Source organism: Bifidobacterium cebidarum, assembly GCF_009193305.1.
GTDB classification, from domain to species: domain Bacteria; phylum Actinomycetota; class Actinomycetes; order Actinomycetales; family Bifidobacteriaceae; genus Bifidobacterium; species Bifidobacterium cebidarum.
Window position 1 is genome coordinate 244,736 of the sequence record NZ_WBVS01000003.1, and the last position, 17,154, is coordinate 261,889.

General features: G+C 60.1%; 17 protein-coding genes. 5 read left to right on the forward strand and 12 right to left on the reverse strand.

The window, feature by feature from the left end; all coding sequences use genetic code 11:
- Positions 1-21 precede the first annotated feature (21 nt).
- On the reverse strand, positions 22-1,329 hold the full coding sequence (gene glyA / locus F7D08_RS04690; protein ID WP_152209517.1) for a serine hydroxymethyltransferase: 1,308 nt from the start codon (positions 1,327-1,329) through the stop codon (positions 22-24).
- A 241-nt stretch (positions 1,330-1,570) separates the two neighbouring features.
- Between glyA and thrC the strand changes: the two genes are divergently transcribed.
- Positions 1,571-3,061 carry a threonine synthase gene (gene thrC / locus F7D08_RS04695; protein WP_152209518.1) on the forward strand — a complete coding sequence of 497 codons (1,491 nt, stop codon included), beginning with the start codon at positions 1,571-1,573 and terminating at the stop codon, positions 3,059-3,061.
- 80 nt (positions 3,062-3,141) lie between these two features.
- Here thrC and F7D08_RS04700 read toward each other — a convergent pair whose 3' ends face one another.
- The 4 genes from F7D08_RS04700 to F7D08_RS04715 are packed head-to-tail and all read right to left on the reverse strand — an operon-like array spanning position 3,142 to position 5,892.
- A complete protein-coding gene (locus F7D08_RS04700; protein ID WP_152209519.1) occupies positions 3,142-3,861 on the reverse strand; it encodes a hypothetical protein in 720 nt (239 codons plus the stop codon).
- Positions 3,861-4,577 (reverse strand): ABC-2 transporter permease, encoded by a 717-nt coding sequence (locus F7D08_RS04705; protein ID WP_152209520.1) that lies wholly within the window; start codon positions 4,575-4,577, stop codon positions 3,861-3,863. The genes F7D08_RS04700 and F7D08_RS04705 overlap by 1 nt, the downstream gene beginning before the upstream one ends.
- Complete coding sequence (locus tag F7D08_RS04710) at positions 4,574-5,512, reverse strand: ABC transporter ATP-binding protein (protein WP_152209521.1); 939 nt, start codon at positions 5,510-5,512, stop codon at positions 4,574-4,576. Before F7D08_RS04710 ends, F7D08_RS04705 begins: the two co-directional genes overlap by 4 nt.
- Positions 5,509-5,892, reverse strand: a complete 384-nt coding sequence (locus tag F7D08_RS04715; RefSeq protein WP_152209522.1) for a GntR family transcriptional regulator — start codon at positions 5,890-5,892, stop codon at positions 5,509-5,511. Before F7D08_RS04715 ends, F7D08_RS04710 begins: the two co-directional genes overlap by 4 nt.
- A gap of 222 nt (positions 5,893-6,114) precedes the next feature.
- Between F7D08_RS04715 and F7D08_RS04720 the strand changes: the two genes are divergently transcribed.
- On the forward strand, positions 6,115-6,735 hold the full coding sequence (locus F7D08_RS04720) for a GNAT family N-acetyltransferase (RefSeq protein ID WP_152209523.1): 621 nt from the start codon (positions 6,115-6,117) through the stop codon (positions 6,733-6,735).
- 102 nt (positions 6,736-6,837) lie between these two features.
- Here F7D08_RS04720 and F7D08_RS04725 read toward each other — a convergent pair whose 3' ends face one another.
- Genes F7D08_RS04725 through F7D08_RS04735 form a run of 3 tightly spaced genes read right to left on the reverse strand, consistent with a single transcriptional unit; the run spans position 6,838 to position 10,216 of the window.
- Positions 6,838-7,482, reverse strand: a complete 645-nt coding sequence (locus tag F7D08_RS04725; RefSeq protein WP_152209524.1) for an HAD family hydrolase — start codon at positions 7,480-7,482, stop codon at positions 6,838-6,840.
- Entirely contained in the window at positions 7,479-9,221 is a 1,743-nt protein-coding gene (gene recN, locus F7D08_RS04730) for a DNA repair protein RecN (protein ID WP_152209525.1), read from the reverse strand. Before recN ends, F7D08_RS04725 begins: the two co-directional genes overlap by 4 nt.
- Positions 9,221-10,216 carry an NAD kinase gene (locus F7D08_RS04735; RefSeq protein ID WP_226803374.1) on the reverse strand — a complete coding sequence of 332 codons (996 nt, stop codon included), beginning with the start codon at positions 10,214-10,216 and terminating at the stop codon, positions 9,221-9,223. Before F7D08_RS04735 ends, recN begins: the two co-directional genes overlap by 1 nt.
- A 239-nt stretch (positions 10,217-10,455) precedes the next feature.
- Here F7D08_RS04735 and F7D08_RS04740 point away from each other — a divergent pair, with 239 nt between their 5' ends.
- The 3 genes from F7D08_RS04740 to F7D08_RS04750 all read left to right on the forward strand — a co-directional run bounded on the left by F7D08_RS04740 (position 10,456) and on the right by F7D08_RS04750 (position 13,441).
- Positions 10,456-11,940, forward strand: a complete 1,485-nt coding sequence (locus F7D08_RS04740) for a TrkH family potassium uptake protein (protein ID WP_152209526.1) — start codon at positions 10,456-10,458, stop codon at positions 11,938-11,940.
- A gap of 49 nt (positions 11,941-11,989) precedes the next feature.
- Positions 11,990-12,652: a potassium channel family protein gene (locus F7D08_RS04745; RefSeq protein ID WP_152209527.1), complete on the forward strand. Its 663-nt coding sequence runs from the start codon at positions 11,990-11,992 to the stop codon at positions 12,650-12,652.
- 111 nt (positions 12,653-12,763) lie between these two features.
- Complete coding sequence (locus tag F7D08_RS04750; protein WP_226803375.1) at positions 12,764-13,441, forward strand: hypothetical protein; 678 nt, start codon at positions 12,764-12,766, stop codon at positions 13,439-13,441.
- On the opposite strand, the gene F7D08_RS04755 is transcribed toward F7D08_RS04750, so the two are convergent.
- The 4 genes from F7D08_RS04755 to F7D08_RS04765 form a co-directional block, all read right to left on the reverse strand.
- Positions 13,423-14,196: a TlyA family RNA methyltransferase gene (locus F7D08_RS04755; RefSeq protein WP_152209528.1), complete on the reverse strand. Its 774-nt coding sequence runs from the start codon at positions 14,194-14,196 to the stop codon at positions 13,423-13,425. The genes F7D08_RS04750 and F7D08_RS04755 overlap by 19 nt on opposite strands.
- 75 nt (positions 14,197-14,271) lie before the next feature.
- On the reverse strand, positions 14,272-14,427 hold the full coding sequence (locus F7D08_RS09715; protein WP_193316192.1) for a hypothetical protein: 156 nt from the start codon (positions 14,425-14,427) through the stop codon (positions 14,272-14,274).
- A gap of 9 nt (positions 14,428-14,436) precedes the next feature.
- Positions 14,437-15,471, reverse strand: a complete 1,035-nt coding sequence (locus F7D08_RS04760; RefSeq protein WP_152209529.1) for an HAD-IIA family hydrolase — start codon at positions 15,469-15,471, stop codon at positions 14,437-14,439.
- Between the two features lie 10 nt (positions 15,472-15,481).
- Positions 15,482-17,137: a hypothetical protein gene (locus F7D08_RS04765; RefSeq protein ID WP_152209530.1), complete on the reverse strand. Its 1,656-nt coding sequence runs from the start codon at positions 17,135-17,137 to the stop codon at positions 15,482-15,484.
- Between the last annotated feature and the right edge of the window lie 17 nt (positions 17,138-17,154).

Genomic DNA, 17,154 nt, shown 5'->3' on the forward strand with positions numbered 1-17,154 from the left:
TTGTCACCGCCTATTCACTAATCAGTGGATCTGATCGAGATCCGGGTAGAGCGGGAAGTTCTCGACGAGCTTGTCGACACGAGCCTTGAGGCTTTCCACGTCAGCGGACGGACCAGCGGCGAGCGCGGTGCCGATGATGTCGGCGACCTCCTCGTATTCCTTCGGCCCGAAGCCGCGGGTGGCCAGCGCGGAGGTGCCGATACGCAGACCGGAAGCCACGGATGCCGGGCGCGGGTCGAACGGCACGGTGTTGCGGTTGATGGTGATGCCGCACTGGGCGAGCAGGTCCTCGCCCTGCTTACCGTCCATCTCGGAGTTGCGCAGGTCGACCATCACCAGGTGCACGTCGGTGCCGCCGGTCAACACGGAGATGCCATTGGCCTTGACATCGTCGGCCATCAGACGGTCGGCGAGGATCTTGGCGCCGTCGAGGGTGCGCTGCATACGGTCCTTGAACTCCGGGGTGCCGGCCACCTTGAAGCTGACGGCCTTGCCGGCCACCACATGCATGAGCGGGCCGCCCTGCTGTCCGGGGAACACGGAGGAGTTGAGCTTCTTGGCATACTCCTGCTTGGCCAGGATGAAACCGGAGCGCGGGCCGCCGAGCGTCTTGTGCGCGGTGGAGGAGACCACGTCGGCGTAGGGCACCGGGCTCGGGTGCAGTCCTGCGGCCACGAGGCCCGCGAAGTGGGCCATATCGACCCAGAACTTGGCGCCGACCTCGTCGGCGATCTCCTTCATGGCCTTGAAGTCCTCGATGCGCGGGTAGGCGGACCAGCCGCCGATGATCATGGCCGGGTGCACTTCAAGGGCGCGCTGGCGGATGATCTCCGGGTCGATGCGGAAGGTCTTCGGGTTCACGCCATAGGCTTCGGCGTGGTAGAACTTGCCGGAGAAGTTGATCTTCATGCCGTGGGTCAGGTGGCCGCCATGGTCGAGGGCGAGGCCGAGCACGGTGTCGCCGGGCTTGACGAGCGCCTGGTAGACGGCGGCGTTGGCCTGGGCGCCGGAGTGGGGCTGCACGTTGGCGTATTCGGCGCCGAACAGCTTCTTGGCGCGTTCTCGGGCGATGGTTTCGATCTGGTCGACGAACTCGCAGCCGCCATAGTAGCGGCGGCCCGGGTAACCCTCGGCGTACTTGTTGGTGAGCACAGAACCCTGGCACTGCAATACCGCACGCGGCACGAAGTTCTCGGAGGCGATCATTTCAAGGCCGCCCTGCTGGCGGCGGAGTTCGGAATCAAGCAGCTCGGCGATTTCCGGATCGGCAGCGCTGATGGGAGCGTTGAAAGCGTCGGTTGCGGTTTGTGCATGGGATGAAGCGGTCATCTGTGCTCCTTAAGGTGTGGATAACGACTGGTTTGCCGTTCGTGTTGCACTGTATTGCCCTTTTGTAGCGGGACTGTTTCACACAACCGCGTTACGTCTCACCACATGGACTTGTTCCATGGAATATCGCAGCAGCACGGACAGCTTGGGAAACGAGACGAAACCTACTGCTGCCTATGGCGCACGGTAGAATGAAAAAGATTTTTTAACCCTTTTCCGGCCCAATATTCAAAGGATTACCGTGGCTACCACCTTCCATTCCACTCGCAGCACCACCGATTCGCTGACCGCCAAGCAGGCGATCCGTAAGGGGATCGCCGATGACGGCGGCCTGTTTGTCTCGGATGATTTAGGCAAGACCAAGGTGGATATCGCCGACTTGGCCGGCAAGACCTATCAGGAGATCGCAGCCGACGTGCTCGGTGCCCTGCTGCCGGACTTCACCGCCGAGGAGCTCGCCCAGTGCATTGCCGACGCCTATGGTTCGCAGTGGTCCGACGAGCGCATCACCCCGCTGAAGCCGCTGGGCGATGACTACATTCTCGAGCTGTTCAACGGTCCGACCTCCGCATTCAAGGACGTGGCTTTGCAGATCCTGCCGCGTTTCATGGCGCACACCACTCCGGCTGATGGGGACAGCGACGAGAAGATCATGATTCTCACGGCCACTTCCGGCGACACCGGCAAGGCCGCGCTGGCCGGCTTCGCCGACGCCCCGGGTACCGCCATCACCGTCTTCTACCCGGAAGGCAAGGTGAGCCAGGTGCAGGAGTTGCAGATGACCACGCAGACCGGCGCGAACGTGAACGTGGCCGCCGTGGAAGGCAACTTCGACGACGCCCAGTCCGCGGTCAAGCGCATTTTCGGCGACAAGATCCTGGCCGAGCGTCTCGCCAAGGATTCTCATGTGGTGCTTTCCTCGGCCAACTCCATCAACGTGGGCCGTTTGGTGCCGCAGGTGGTCTACTACTTCTCCGCCTACGCCCAGCTGCTCGCCGATCAGGTGATCAACGTGGGCGACGAGGTTGAGTTCGTGGTGCCGACCGGCAACTTCGGCGATATTCTCGCCGGATACTACGCCAAACTGCTCGGTCTGCCGGTGAAGCACCTGGTGGTGGCCTCCGACAAGAACAATGTGCTGTTCGACTTCCTGACCACCGGTACGTACAACCGTCAGCGCCCGTTCTTCCAGACCATCTCCCCTTCGATGGACATCCTCATCTCCTCGAACCTGGAACGCATGCTCTATTACTTCTCCGAAGGCGATACCCGTCTGATCGCCATGCTGATGAACGACCTCAACAAGTGGGGCACCTATGAGATTCCGGAGGAGCTTCTGGCCAAGATCCGCCAGCTGTTCGGCTGCGGCTGGGCCAATGAGGATCAGGTGCGCGAGATGATCGCCGACTGCTGGAACAAGAACCATTACGTGATCGACCCGCACACCGCCTGCGCATACTTCGTGGCCCAGCAGATGCCGCGCGATCCGCTGACCCCGCGCGTGATTCTGTCCACCGCAAGCCCGTACAAGTTCCCGCGCGTGGTGAACGAGGCGCTGGGCTTCGACGCCACTGGCACCGACTTCGCATGCATGGATGTGCTGGCCCGCGAGACCGGCACCACCGCCCCCGCCGCGCTGCGTGGACTGGAAAGCGCCGAGGTGCGTTTCGATACGGTTGTGCCGATCGACGGCATGGAGCGCTTCGTGGCCAACGCCGCCGAATCGCTGTGATGAGATAGAGATGCATTATGGATAGGCTCTCCTTTCGGAGAGCCTATTTTTCATGAACAGCGGAATCAACTCATCACAGCTTACAGTTCCTTGGTACCCCAGAGACGTAGGGAGATATGGTAAGAGGTGACGAGGGCCAAGACAACGACGGCCGCAATCGCGGCCCAGCCGAGCGGCGACACTGTAATGGTCATGGACAGTATCTGCGAGCGCAGGCCGTGAGGCAATAGCAGCATGATGATCTGCGCGGCGAAGAACAGGGTGATCGCACCGGTGAACAGCCTCGAATATGCCTTGGTGAAATCATCACAGGAATAGAACACCGGAATCACTATGGCGGCCAACATCGCGAAAGCAGCCATGGCGAGCGGCACGACGGTGGCGAGCGCGCCCAGACCGATGCCGAACCACAGTCTCGACAGCGTGATTTCAATGCCGAGTTCGGCGAAGCAGATCAGGAACAGCACACCTGCGGAACAGTAGCGCATGTTGACCTGCGTGCGGCGGGATACCGGCATCACGCCGATCATTCGGGTCGAAGTATACTGGCCCGCACTGTTGAACTGGAACATCACAGCGACGGATGCCACCCAGTACATGACGGTCAGATATGCCATAACCGTGAGCGGCAAGCCTGAATCATCCGGCCCCGCAGACCAGGTGAACGCGGTGAACACCAGCGGAGCCAGAAACGCGATAACGGTCACCACTCTGGAATTGCCGGTAATGGCTTCAAAATCCATACGCAGGGCGATACGCTCGGCATGATGGTGAATGCTCTTGCTTGATGCGAATGCCATCAGAACTCCTTAGCAAGATAGATGCACAATGACGCAGCGAACGAAACCGCCGCAGCGAAAGCCGCTAGGACTATGCCTCCCAGCGCCAGCCAAATCATGCCGGCCCCAGACAAGGACTCAACCGACACCACCCACGACAGCACGGCATCGATGGCATCAGGCGCCAGTTTGGCCAACAGCGCGAACACGGCCGCGACGAGTGCACCAAGTCCTATGCAGATGAACATCATCGTCAGCAACGCCTTTTGATAGGTAAACCGATAGCACAGTGGAAGCATCACCGATTCGAGTAGCACATATATCACGACCGTAACCAACACGGATGCCGCCAGTCCAGGAAACTGAATCGCCCCGGATTCGAACCACATGCCGGCTCCGGTGCAGAACGCGACCTCCAACGCCAGTATCAGCACGCACGCGCCCACCACGAGATACCGGCCAATCACCTGATGGATACGACGAACCGGAATGACACCGTTCATCCAGTTGTTCTGCCCTTGCTGTTCAAAGGTGAACGCAGTGAGCGGCAACATGGCGAGCATGCCGGAAACACCACCAACAGCGGCTCCAGGCATATAGCTTGTACCGCCCGAGATGCTCCCGAGCAGTACCATCGCCATGGGAAATCCTATGAGCAGCACCAGTATCAAGAACATGCCTTGCGATGCAATCCGCCGCATATCCAGTCCAAAGGCACGCAGTACCCCGGTCATCATGCCACCTCCATAGCACGCGCGGCGTCATCCGTGTTGGTCAAGCGAATAATGTCATCGATGGAAGCCGGCTCGGCGGTGAGTGGCGCCACCCCGCGTCTCCCTTCCTCTTCCTCAGCTTTGAGCCCTGCAATCTTGCCAAGGTCTTCGGCGCGCACCAGCGCGTCGAAGCCGGTTTCATACCGGTGAACGCCAACCGCGACTCCCCTGACATCAGGCGCGAGATCGTCCGGCCCACCTTTGACCAGACGGAAGGATTCCTCGAATTCGTCTTTGGGACCGGTGAAGTACAGTTTGCCGCGCGTGATGTAGGTAATGAAGTCGGCGGCACGCTCCAGGTCGGCGGTGATATGCGTGGAGAACAGCACGCTGCGTTCACCGTCCGCGATGTAGTTCTGGAGGATGTCCATGAGCTCATCGCGGGCCAGCACGTCGAGGCCGCTCGTAGGCTCGTCCAGCACCAGCAGTTTGGCGTCATGGCTCAGCGCCACGGCGAGCATGAGCTTCATCTGCATGCCGCGGGAAAGTTCCTTCACGCGCTTCTTACGGTCCAGGCCGAAGCGCGTGAGATAGCCGTCGAACGTGGCGTGGTCCCATGCCAGATACATCGGAGCCATGGCCTGTTCGACCTTGTTCACCGTCCAGGTCTCGATGAAATAGCTGGAATCGAACACTATACCGAGGTTCTCCTTGACAGTCTCCTCGGCAGCGATGTTGTCGAGACCGAACACATGGATCTCGCCAGCGTCACGATGGATCATGTTCAAGATGAGCTTGATGAGCGTGGATTTGCCGGCGCCATTCGGCCCGATAAGGCCCATGATGTAGCCGGCCGGCAAGTCGAAGGTAATGTCATCCAGTGTGAAGCCGGAATCGTAATGTTTGATGACGCCGGTGATGGATAACGCCATCGGCGACTGATCTGCCGCAGCGGTCATAATGCCACGTCCTTCTGGTATTCCTCGGCGAGCATCGTTTCCAAATCGGCAAGAGGGATGTCGGCGGCCTTAGCAGCGCGGACGGCTTCGGCGAGGCTCGTGCGGGCTTGGGTTTCAAGCTGATTGCGCATCAGCTCGTTGCCTTTGTCCATCACAAACGTGCCTTTGCCCTGGATATTCTGCACCACGCCCTCATCAGCCAGTTCGTTGTACGCCCTGGTGACGGTAAGCACGGAGATACGAAGTTCCTTGGCCAGCTTTCTTAAGGAGGGCAACGCCTCACCGGCTTTGAGTTCGCCGTTCAATACACTTGTGCGGATTTGGTTTTTGATTTGCTCGTAGATGGGTTCGCCGGACACGGATGAGATGATCAGTTTCACCTATGCCCCTTTCCATTGATTGTGTTATAGCACTCGCAGCTGTTTAGCTGTTATACAGCACAGTATAACTGTTATCGTCAACTGTCAAGGTGTGTTACATAACAGTGCAACAGTACAGCCTGGCGTCACGTAAACACTTGATAAACAAAGCCTGCCAAGCGCCTCCGCCACACGAGTCGAAACACTACGCATGCCTACAATGGCAATGGAAAGGGGCTTGCCATGCCAAACAACGTTGTTACCTTGCGCGCTACAGAGCCAAACGATTACCCATACCTCGAAGCCTGGTGGAACGACCCGTCCGTTGCCGATGGATGCCGCATCACCACCGACACCATCCCACGAGAACGAGTGGACGCCCAGTTCCACGGATGGAGCGACACGGATGACGATCACCGATTCGGACGGACCGTCTTGGACCCGGGCGGCATGCCCATCGGGCATATCGCCGCATGGGATTGCAAGGATCCGGATCGCGACGCCACGATGGGCATTCTCATCGGACCATATTTCCAAGGCCTTGGCTACGGCAATCAGGCCATGAAACTCGGCATTGGGCTTGCCGCCGACCAGCTTAAAGCGAAGACCATTACCGTAAAGGTCTGGTCGTTCAATCTTCGCGCGCGGCACATGGTCGAGTCGCTGGGATTCAAGGAAGTCGCACGCAAGGCCGAAGTCGTCGAACGCGATGGACATGTCTATGACGAAGTCATCTACCGTGCGCCAACCGCCACGTTGCTGGAGCGCATCGCCTCCGAAAAAGTGGAACGCCAGGAAGGCGAGGAACTCGAGCGTCAACGGTTCAAGTCGAATCGCAGTGCGGATCTGCAGTCGATTTTCTGACATTCGTTCCGCGACAGCGAAAGCCGTCAGCACCTTCATTGCGGAGGTACGCTGGCGGCTTTATTGCTTGTTCTGAACGAGGTGTCTCTATGAGAGTGGTCTCTACAGCCGTGGCGCATCACGGAAGTCATGCAACGTACCATCGGCCACACGTGTGATTTCAGGCCAATCGGCGGCCGAGGAATCGTCATACATAGCCCAAGCCTGCATGCCGGCCGACTTGGCGGAACGAATGGCCACCAACAAATCCTCGAACACCGTGCAGCGCGCTGGCTCCACACCAAGACGGCTCGCCGCCAGCACATATACGTCCGGCTTGGCTTTGCCCACTCCCCCGGCGTCATCCACGGAGACAATCGCATCGAAATACGCACTCATGCCGAGATGGTCGAGCGCCGCCGTACGCAGTTGCGGCATCAGCGTGGTCGCCACGCCAAGACGTACGCCGGACGCTTTGAGCTCACGCAGATATTCCACGGCTCCAGGCTTGGCCTGGACGGTGGTGCCATAGGCCGTACGAGCCATTCCATCCCATTCGGCCATCAATTGCTCCGGTGTATCCGGCAGACCGAATCGTGCGATGGTGTATTCGGCAATCTCCCGGAATTGCATCGATGCCACGGTGGTCATGTAGTCGGCGGACACGGCAATGCCTCGGCGACCGAGGAAGTCAATGTCGATCTGATTCCAGACGCCCATCGAATCGAGCAGGGTGCCGTCGAGATCGAAGATAGCGGCTTTGCTCATAGCGACGACTCCTTGAGCAGTTCGCGGGCGTGGTCGAGGGAGGCTTCGGATTCGGAACCGGAGAGCATGCGGGCTATCTCGTGCACACGAGCCTCATCGGTCACCCCATCCACAGTGGTCACGACACCGATGGCATCATCATCGGCATCCGGTGGAATCTTGGTCACGACGAACTGACTATCGGCCCATGAAGCCACCTGTGCCAGATGCGTCACGACGATAACCTGAGAGGTGCGAGCCAACCGGGCCAAACGCTTGCCGAGTTCCGCTGCCGCCTTGCCGCCGACGCCGGCGTCAACCTCATCGAAGATGAAGGTCATATCGGAGGCATCATCCGCGGTCTTGCCTGATTTACCGGCATGCATATCCGCAGCAGAAAGCTCCAAAGCAAGCATCAACCGGCTCAGTTCGCCGCCGGATGCGCTTTTGCCCATCGCCAACTGCGGCGAGCCTTCATACGGTGTGAACAGGAACGCGATATCATCGCCGCCATTGGTGTCCAATGCGTCGTCACCGCTGCGTGGGGCCACGCGGATTTCCAGAGACGCTCCGGGCATGGCCAAGGACTCAAGTTCACCGGTCACCCGTTCGGCGAGTCGTTTTCCCGCTTCGACACGCACCGCGCTCAACGCGGCAGCCGCTTCGACGGCCTTGCCTCGCAATACGTCACGTTCGGCTTCCAATTCCGAAAGCTTTTCCGGGGAGGCGTCCAGATCCTCGATTTCAAATGCCGCTTTGTCTCGCCATGCGATCACGTCCTCCAGCGTGGGCCCCCAGCGGCGGGTCAGTTCACCGAGCTCATGAATGCGCGCGTTCAGCGTATCCAGATCCGCGTCGCCGAAGTCCTCATCCAAATGGCCGGATAGGGCGAACACCACATCCTGCAATTCAGCGTTCAGCGATTCAAGTCGTTCGGCGAGTTCGGCGAAATCGCCGGAGGCATGGATACCTCGCAGAGCCTGGGCCGCCTGGAGCAGCAGATCGGAGGCGCCGGCGCTTTCAGAGGAGGCATCGAACTCCATTTGCGAGGAATCCAGGGCCGCAAGCGCACGGGATACGCCCTCGGCGATGTCCGCCGCGTTTTCGATGCGATCGCGCTTGGCTTTGAGCTCGTCATCCTCCCCTAGCTGGGGATTCACTTCGTTGATGTGCTCCACCGATTCCCGCAGATAGTCGGCGCGCTGTCGTGCGGAGGATTCCTGCGAGCGCAGTCGTTGCAACTTGTCCTCCAGAGCGGCGAGCGCACGCCAAGCTTCACGATATGTTTCCAGCTCGGCGTCATCGCCGGCGGCATGGTCCAGAAATTCACGTTGCCGTGCAGCTGATGCGATTTTCAACTGTTCGGTTTGCCCGTGAATGGTCACGAGCTCGCCGGCAACGCTGGCAAGCACCGATTTGGGCACGCTTTTACCGCCGAGCACGGCACGGGACCGCCCGGCCGCCTTGACGGTACGGGAGAGAAACAGTTCCCCATCTTCCGGGTCCACGCCGGCTTCATGCGCAACCGCAGCGGATGCGGCATGGTCGGACACGGCGAAAATGCCTTGCGCCCATGCTTCATCCGCACCTGCGGTGACGCGGCCTGCATCGGCCGGGCCGCCGGAAATCAAATTGAGCGCGGACAGCAGCATGGATTTGCCGGCACCGGTTTCACCGGTGATGGCGGTCATGCCGGGAGCCGGCGTAATGGTCGCTTCATGGATGGGGCCGAGGTTACGAATATCGAGCTCTTCGAGCATCAGCGGTTCACCTCTCCGGCATGGTCCGCAGTTTCAGCGTCGGCGTTTCCATAAGCCGTCGCCGCAAGCGTCGTATCCGCTTGCCCCTGATGGGCGTGCGATTGACCGGCCGCTTCGGCCCGAGCGTGTTCACGCCATCCGACCACAGGCAGATCGAATTTGGACACCAAACGATTGGTGAACGGCACACCGGAGAGACGGGCCAGGCGCAGCGTATCGCGGGATTCACGCACAATCACACGCGTGCCCTGCGGCAGCGCGCGCTGCCGCCGCCCATCGCAGCAGATCCACCCCTCGGACATGGATTCGTCCAGAATATCGATGGAGAAGGTCGACCCCGAGCCGATAATCAGCGGACGCGCGAACAAGGCGTGCGCCGCAAGAGGAATCAACTGCAGCGCCTTGACGTTCGGCCAGATCACCGGGCCGCCGGCGGAGAAGGCGTATGCGGTGGAACCGGTGGGTGTGGAGACGATCACGCCGTCCGCGCCAAAGGAGTTCATTTCCACATCATCAACGCGGATGGACAACTCGACCATCTTGCCACGGTCCGCGCGCTCCAACGTGATGTCGTTCAACGCCCAATCCTCGATGGGTTCGTCGGCGCCCGGCAGCCACACATCCACGTGGGCAATCATGCGTTCATCGATGTTGTAGTCATGCTCGGCCACCCGGCGGATCGCCTCATCGATCTGGAAGCTTTCGAATTCGGCCAGAAAGCCCACATGCCCCATGTTGACGCCGAGAATCGGCACCTGTGTGCAATGCACCAGTTCGGCGGCGCGCAGAATCGTGCCATCGCCGCCCAGCACCACAACAATCTCCGTATCATCAGGCACGCATGGCGGCTGCACACCGAAATCAGGCGCCTCGGTGTTGTCGATGATCGTGACCTCGAAGCCAGCCACGCGCAGTTGGCTCACCGCCTCGGACACCACGGTTCCGGACTGCCTGAGCCTGGTATGCGTCACTATCACCGCATTGCGTTTGGCCATGACGTTCTCCTTCACAGTACGGCGATGTCGCCGATGATCGACTGCAACTAGTGACCATCCTAACCACCAATCAAGCCATCGAACATAACCCAAGCCCACTATTGCGCAAACTATCGCACGACCGATGGCGTGGGAACTTCCATGGAGTCGATTATCGTAGAGCACCGGCATACAATGACATCGTCCGTGCTTTGCGGACGGACCGGAGCATACGACAGTTTGAGGAAGTAACGGAAACCATGTCCAACGACTTCGATGAATCCTTCCTCAACAAGCAGGATTCAACAGGGTTCTCCTGGTGGTTCTCCAACGATGAACCGAACGAGAAGAGCAAAGCCCAGATCAAACGAGAGGCACGTTCCGCACGCCGCATACGCCGCATCGGGCTCACCGACCGGCTTCTCAGCCACCCTGGGCGGCTCTCCATCCTGTATTTCCTCGTACTAATCGTCATCGTCACGCTGTTGCTGCTGCTGCCATTCTCCACGCATGACTGGGTGTTCACCAATTTCCCGGTGGCGTTCTTCACCGCCGTCTCCGCGCTGTCGACCTGCGGCATTCCCGTGGTGAACACCGCGCAATACTGGTCGATGTTCGGTCAGGTGGTGATCCTCTTCTCCATCCAGTTCGGCGGCCTCGGCGTGATGACGTTCGCCTCCATGGTGGCGCTCGGCGCTTCCCGACGCCTCAAGGTCTCCCAGCGCATGCTCACCGCCAGCGAGCTGGGCACCACGAAGCTTTCCGAAATCAAAAGCGTGCTTTCCGTGGTGTTCGCCACGTTCGCCATCGCCGAAAGCCTGACGTTCGCCCTGCTGCTGCCGGAACTGTTCCGCGTCAATCGCGGGCAGATCGGCCGTACGCTGTGGCAGGCGCTGTTCTACGCCGTCTCCGCCTACAACAACACCGGTTTCACGCCGGACGCCACCGGCCTGCACATCAACCGCTGGGGCGTGGGTCTGCCGATTCTGCTCAGCGCATTCGTCGGCACGCTCGGCTTCCCGGTGGTGCTGAATGTGGTGCAATGCGCACGCAAACGGTTGAAACCGAAACGGTGGACGCTGCACACCAAGCTCACACTGACCACCACCGGTCTGCTGGTGCTCGCCTCCTTGGTCTGGTTCCTGCTGGTCGAATGGGGTAACACCGCCCTGTTCCCGGCCGACGACCCCAGCATGAAACTGCGCCGCGCGCTCTCCGCCGCCGTGATGCCGCGCTCGGCTGGATTCGATATCTCCTGGGTGCCGGAGGTCTCCAACGAGACCAAGGCGTTCATGAGCATGCTGATGTTCATCGGCGCCGGTTCGTCTTCCACCGCAGGCGGTATCCGTGTCACCACATTCGCCGTGATCGTGCTGATCTGCGCCGCATCTTTCACCGGCCACCGCGATGTGACGGCATTCCACCGGCGCATCCCCCGGCGCATTCAGATGACCGCCGTCTCAGTGACCACCGCATGCTTCTTCCTCGTATTCGTGGGCGCGGTGTCATTGATGTTCGTGACCGGCTGCAATTTCGTGGACGCCATGTTCGAAGCCTGTTCCGCGTTCTCGCTCGGCGGCTATTCGGTGGGAGTCGCCAACGCCGGCAATCCGGCCTGCCTGTTCATTCTCGCCGCCGAAATGATTGTCGGCCGTCTCGGCCCGTTGACCATCGCCTACTCGATCAGCAGACCGATGGCACCGGAGCCCATTCGATATCCGCAGGAAAACATCATCGTCGGCTGATTCACCCGCATCACTATTCTTGTTCACAACACGTTTCAGGAGGTTCACCATGGCATCCAAATCAAGCGGCACCAAAAGCGTATTGGTCATCGGCCTCGGACGATTCGGAGGCTCGGTGGCCTCCACGCTGGACGCCATGGGTCAGGATGTGCTCGCGGTGGACAAGAATCCCGAGATCGTGGCCCGTTGGTCCGCTCACCTGCCCACGATCCAGGCCGATATGACCGATGTGATGGCCATCGAGCAGATCGACGCCTCCCAGTTCGACACCGCGGTCGTGGCCATCGGCGACAGCATCGAATCCTCGGTGATCATCACCGGCAATCTTCTGGACGCCGGCATCTCCGACCTGTGGGCCAAGTCCGTATCCCAAGAGCATGCGCGCATCCTGCAGCGCATCGGCGCCCGCCATATCATCAATGCGGAGACCGACGCCGGCAAGCGCGTGGGGCATCTGGTGGCCGGCAACTATCTGGACTACATCGAAATCGATGGCCCCTATACGGTCGTGAAGATTCATACGCCGCTGTATGCCGTGGGCCGCTCCATCGAGGATGTGCAGGTGCATGACAAGTATGGCGTGACGGTGGTGGGCATCAAGGCACCCGGCAAGGAATTCCAATACGGATCCCGCGAACTGGTGATGCACCGCAACGATGAGCTCATCATCATGGGCAAGCAGGATCAGATCGACCATTTCATTCAGGGCTGATTCCACCCCTGAAGCACTCCCCCATACCCCCTACTCTGCGAACATCGCGGTTCAAAGCTAACGTTTGGCGCTTACGCTGGACCACGATACCCAACGAAGGAGGGGGTTACGATGACCGAGCATTCTGCGGATTGCTCAATGGTTCATAGTGGCGTCTACGACCTCATCGACGTGGAAGACGACGCCACATTCGCAAACGGCGTGAGGTTCAGAACCGCTATAGTGGAAGGCACCCTTGAAGCGCCGACGATTCAAGGCGACAGCCTGATTATCGATAACGGCATCGTCCGATGTTCCGGAAGAATCCATGTAAAACGCATATGCGGCCGCGGCGAACTCGAGGTCAGAGGCGACATCCTATGCGAGAGCATCGAGTTGACCGGCAGCGTGAATACCGATGGGGACATTCGATGTTCGGGCGATATGGCCATCACGGGTGCTCTGCGCAACGCGCACCACATCGTCGCCGATAATCTCTATATGCATGGCGTATTGCATGGCAATGATATCGATGGGCGTGTGTTCTTCACCCAACCATTGCGCAGTACGATGTTTTCACGTTTCGGCATGCCCGATTATCAGGCACAAAGTCGAGTCATATTGATCAAGGCTTCGGAAGTCTCCGCATGCAAACTCATCTGCCGCACCATGAAAGCGGATTCGGCTTCCTTGAGGGAAGGCACCGCCGTGGAACATGCCGTATGTTCCACCACACTGGGGATGGATATGACCTCCAATGTGCTGCTGCTAAAGGGTGCCTGCCGTCGTGTTCACTTGCGAACGGCGTAAAGCAGGTATTCGGCGTTGCCGTGCGTCCCTTCGATAGGGCTATCGGCTGTGGCCCGGACTTCCAGATCATGCTGGTTCGCGCAGTCCACCACACGGTCGAGCGCCTGCTGGCGTAAGGATGGATCCTCGACGATGCCGTTCTTACCCAAACCGGTTCTGCCGACCTCGAACTGCGGTTTGACCAGCAACACGATCTGAGCGCCGGATTCACTGATGCGTTCAATGACGGGAATCACATATGTGAGCGAGATGAACGAGACATCGGAGACGATCATCTGCGGTGGCCACGGCAGATCCTCGGCCTCGACTTCGCGGATGTTGACGCCGCTCATCTCGATGACCCGCGGATCGCCCGCGATGCGGGGATCGAGTTGGCCATGTCCCACATCCAATGCGACGACCCGATCCGCTCCCCCTCGCAGCAGCACATCGGTGAATCCTCCAGTGGAGGCCCCGATATCCAGGCAGCGCAACCCTTGGGGACCGGTAAGCCCTTGTTCGGCGAATGTCTCGAATGCGCCCAACAGCTTGTAGGCGCCGCGCGATACGTAATCGTCGCCTTTATCCACGGCGAGTTCGCCGTGCGAGGCCTTGACCATGTATGACGGCTTGGTGATGGTCTGACCGTCGACCCGCACATGGCCCGCTTTAATCAGACGCTGCGCTTTGGCGCGTGATTCCACCAAACCCGCAGCCACCAGCATCATGTCAAGACGGTCGAGTGGCGTGGAAGGATCAAGCTGCTGTTGAGACATATGCTCCCTCGGAAATGGGCACCGATAACGTACGATGCGAGGATTTTGTAGCCAGCTATAGCCCAGCGTAACCGGCTACTGGCGGTTCGCGTCGAGTTCCCGCTGCAGGGCGGACAATGCATCCCTGAACGCCCGCAGTTTGCCGTCATTGTCTTGCGAATCAAGATCGGCAAGCTGCGGGAAGCGTTCGACGAGGTGCGTACGCTCGGATGTATCGTCTATGTCCGTCATGGCAAGACCTTACAGCGTAAATGCCGGGACCGTGCTGGCGTCAAGACGTGCGCCCGTATCCGCGGCTTCCCATGCCGCGCATACGGCCGCGCGCAAGGCATCCATACTGCTGGAGTCGCTTACCTGCACGGCTCCGTTCTCGAACCAGGCGCTTGCCTTCCGGCATTCCCAAGTGCCATCTTCAGCACGGACCGGCTCGGGCTGGGCGTTGGCCAATTCGCGTAGGTCTTTGGCGATGAACGTGGGGCGCAGGTGTGCGGGAGCCAGCATCAGCTCCGTAGGATTGGTGACTCCGGTCAGCACGGCCAGGGAATCGTAACCGCCGCGATTGCCGGCTTCGATATCGGTGTCCAAGCGATCGCCGATGGCGATGGACGATTCCCTGGGAACCAGATCATGGCCTTCGGCAGCGTTCAATTCACGCGCTTCATCATACATGTAGGCTTCCGGCTTGCCGGCCGAAGCTACCGGCTCGACACCGGTAGCGGCGATCACCGCCTTGATCATCGAACCGCAGCCGGGTGCGATGCCCAGCTCACGCGGGATGGTCAGGTCTCGGTTGGTCACGAAGTATGTGGCCCCGGCTTCCACGGCAAAGGCCGCGTCCGCCATCATCTGCCAAGTCATCTGCGGATACCAGCCTTGGATGACCGCCTGTGGATGATCGGTGGGGCCGTCCACGATGGTCAGCCCATTGCGCTCCACTTCCTCACGCAGATGTTCCGCCCCCAGCACCTGGACTCGCGCGCCAGCCGGCAGAGCCTTGGCCACCATACGTGCGGCGACCACCGAGGAGGTGATGACCTGCCAAGGCTCCACGTTCAGGCCGAATCCTTTGAGCTGGTCGGCCACCACATGCTGGAATCGCGAGGAATTATTGGTGGTGTATTCGATGGTCATGCCGGCCTGTTCCGCGGCACGAATCGAATCAGCCGCATATTCCACCGGATTCTTGCCGCGATACACCACGCCGTCGAGATCGAGCAGCGCCAGCTGGTAGGTCTCGGCGAGCGAACGACTGGTTCCTTTGAGGAATCGGGTCATGCTTGCGTGCTCACTTCTCGTCGGATTCGTCAGAATCTTCGGATTCCGGCTGTTCGTCAGCGGATTCGGCATCCGCTTCCGGTTCTTCGGACTCATCGGAAGAATCCTCGGATTCGGTTTCAGGCTCAGTCTCGGCGGAATCTTCATCGGATTCCTCGGATTCCGGCTCCTCCGCCTCTTCCGGCTCCAGCTCCGGTGCGTACTGCGCGTCGGCAGGATCGATGCCGAGTTGTTCAAGCACTTCGGAATCGTCGGTCAGGTCCGCAAGATCATGGTCGATGACCACATCATCGCTGTTTTCGTCGAAGTCCTCGTCGGCATACTGGTCTTCCAATCGATCCAGCACATTGTCCAGCTTCTCGGCTTCGCCAGTACGGCCGGCCTCCTCAAGGAAGTACTGCTCCGCCTGCACGGCACGCATACGGTACTCGCCAGGCAGGCCCTGGGAACGGCCTACGGTGTGCACCACCTCAATGGCCTTGTCCCAGAGTTCCAGATCGCCCAGTGCACCGGCGTACACCAGGAACATCTCCACCTTGGGAGCGCCATGCAGCTGCTTGCCCTCTTCGGACTGGGCGATCTCCACGGCCTTCTTCGGGTTGCCCACGCCACGCTCGCAGTCGGCGATGAACGGCAGATAATCCTGGAATCCGTTCATACGGTAGGCGGTGCGGAACTCACGCAGTGCGAGCTTGTAGTTGCCCTGTCGGTAGGCCACGAAGGCCAGCGTCTCACGGGCGAAGTCGATGCGGGAGGCCTGACGGGCCACCCACTTGGCATGCTCGAGAGCCAAGTCCGGGTCCTTCTCCTCCAGCGCGTATGCGGCCAGAATGTGCAGACCGATGTTCTCGGCATGCTCCTTGGACAGGCCGCGCAGACGTTCGCGCTCGTCCTTGGACAGCATGGACCATTCCATGCCCTTCGGCATGCGCGGCTCATCGGGGCGACGGGCCGTGTACGGGTTCTGGGAGGGGAAGCTCATCGTGCCGTCGGAGTTACGGCGCGGGCGGCTCATGTATTCGCTGCGCTTGTTTTCGCGGTATTCGCGCTTCTCCTCGGCGTTGAACTCGCGGCGTCCACCATCGCGGCGATCGTCATGGCGGAAATCCTTGCGATCTTCGCGGCGGAAACCACCACGGTTGTCGCGGTTGTCACGATGGAAATCACGACGGTCGCCATCACGGCGATCATCTCGACGGAAGCCGCCACGCTCGCCATCACGGCGGAAGTTGCGACGGTCGCCATCACGATGGAAGTTACGGCGCTCACCGTCATTGTGCTGGTAGCGCGGGTTCTCACCGGCCTCGCCGTCACGACGCGGCTTGAAATCGCCGTCACGACGTGGTCCACCCTTGTGGAAACCGTCGCGGCGGAAACCGCCACGCTCGCCATCCTTACGGAAACCGCCCTTGTGGAAGCCGCCGGACTTGCCATAGGACTTGTGGAAGCCGCCGCGGCTGTTCTCGCCGCCCTCACCGTCGCGACGAGGTGCAAAGCCTTCGCCATCACGGTGACGCGGCTTGAAGCCCTCACCGTCGCGACGAGGCTTGAAGCCGCCCTTGCCGCGCGGCTTGAAGCCCTTGCCGCCACGGTTGGAAGGGCGGCGGTCGCCATAACCCTTGTTCCCGCCGTACGACTTGCCGGAACGCTCGTTACCTTCTGCCATCTATCTTTTCCTTAATC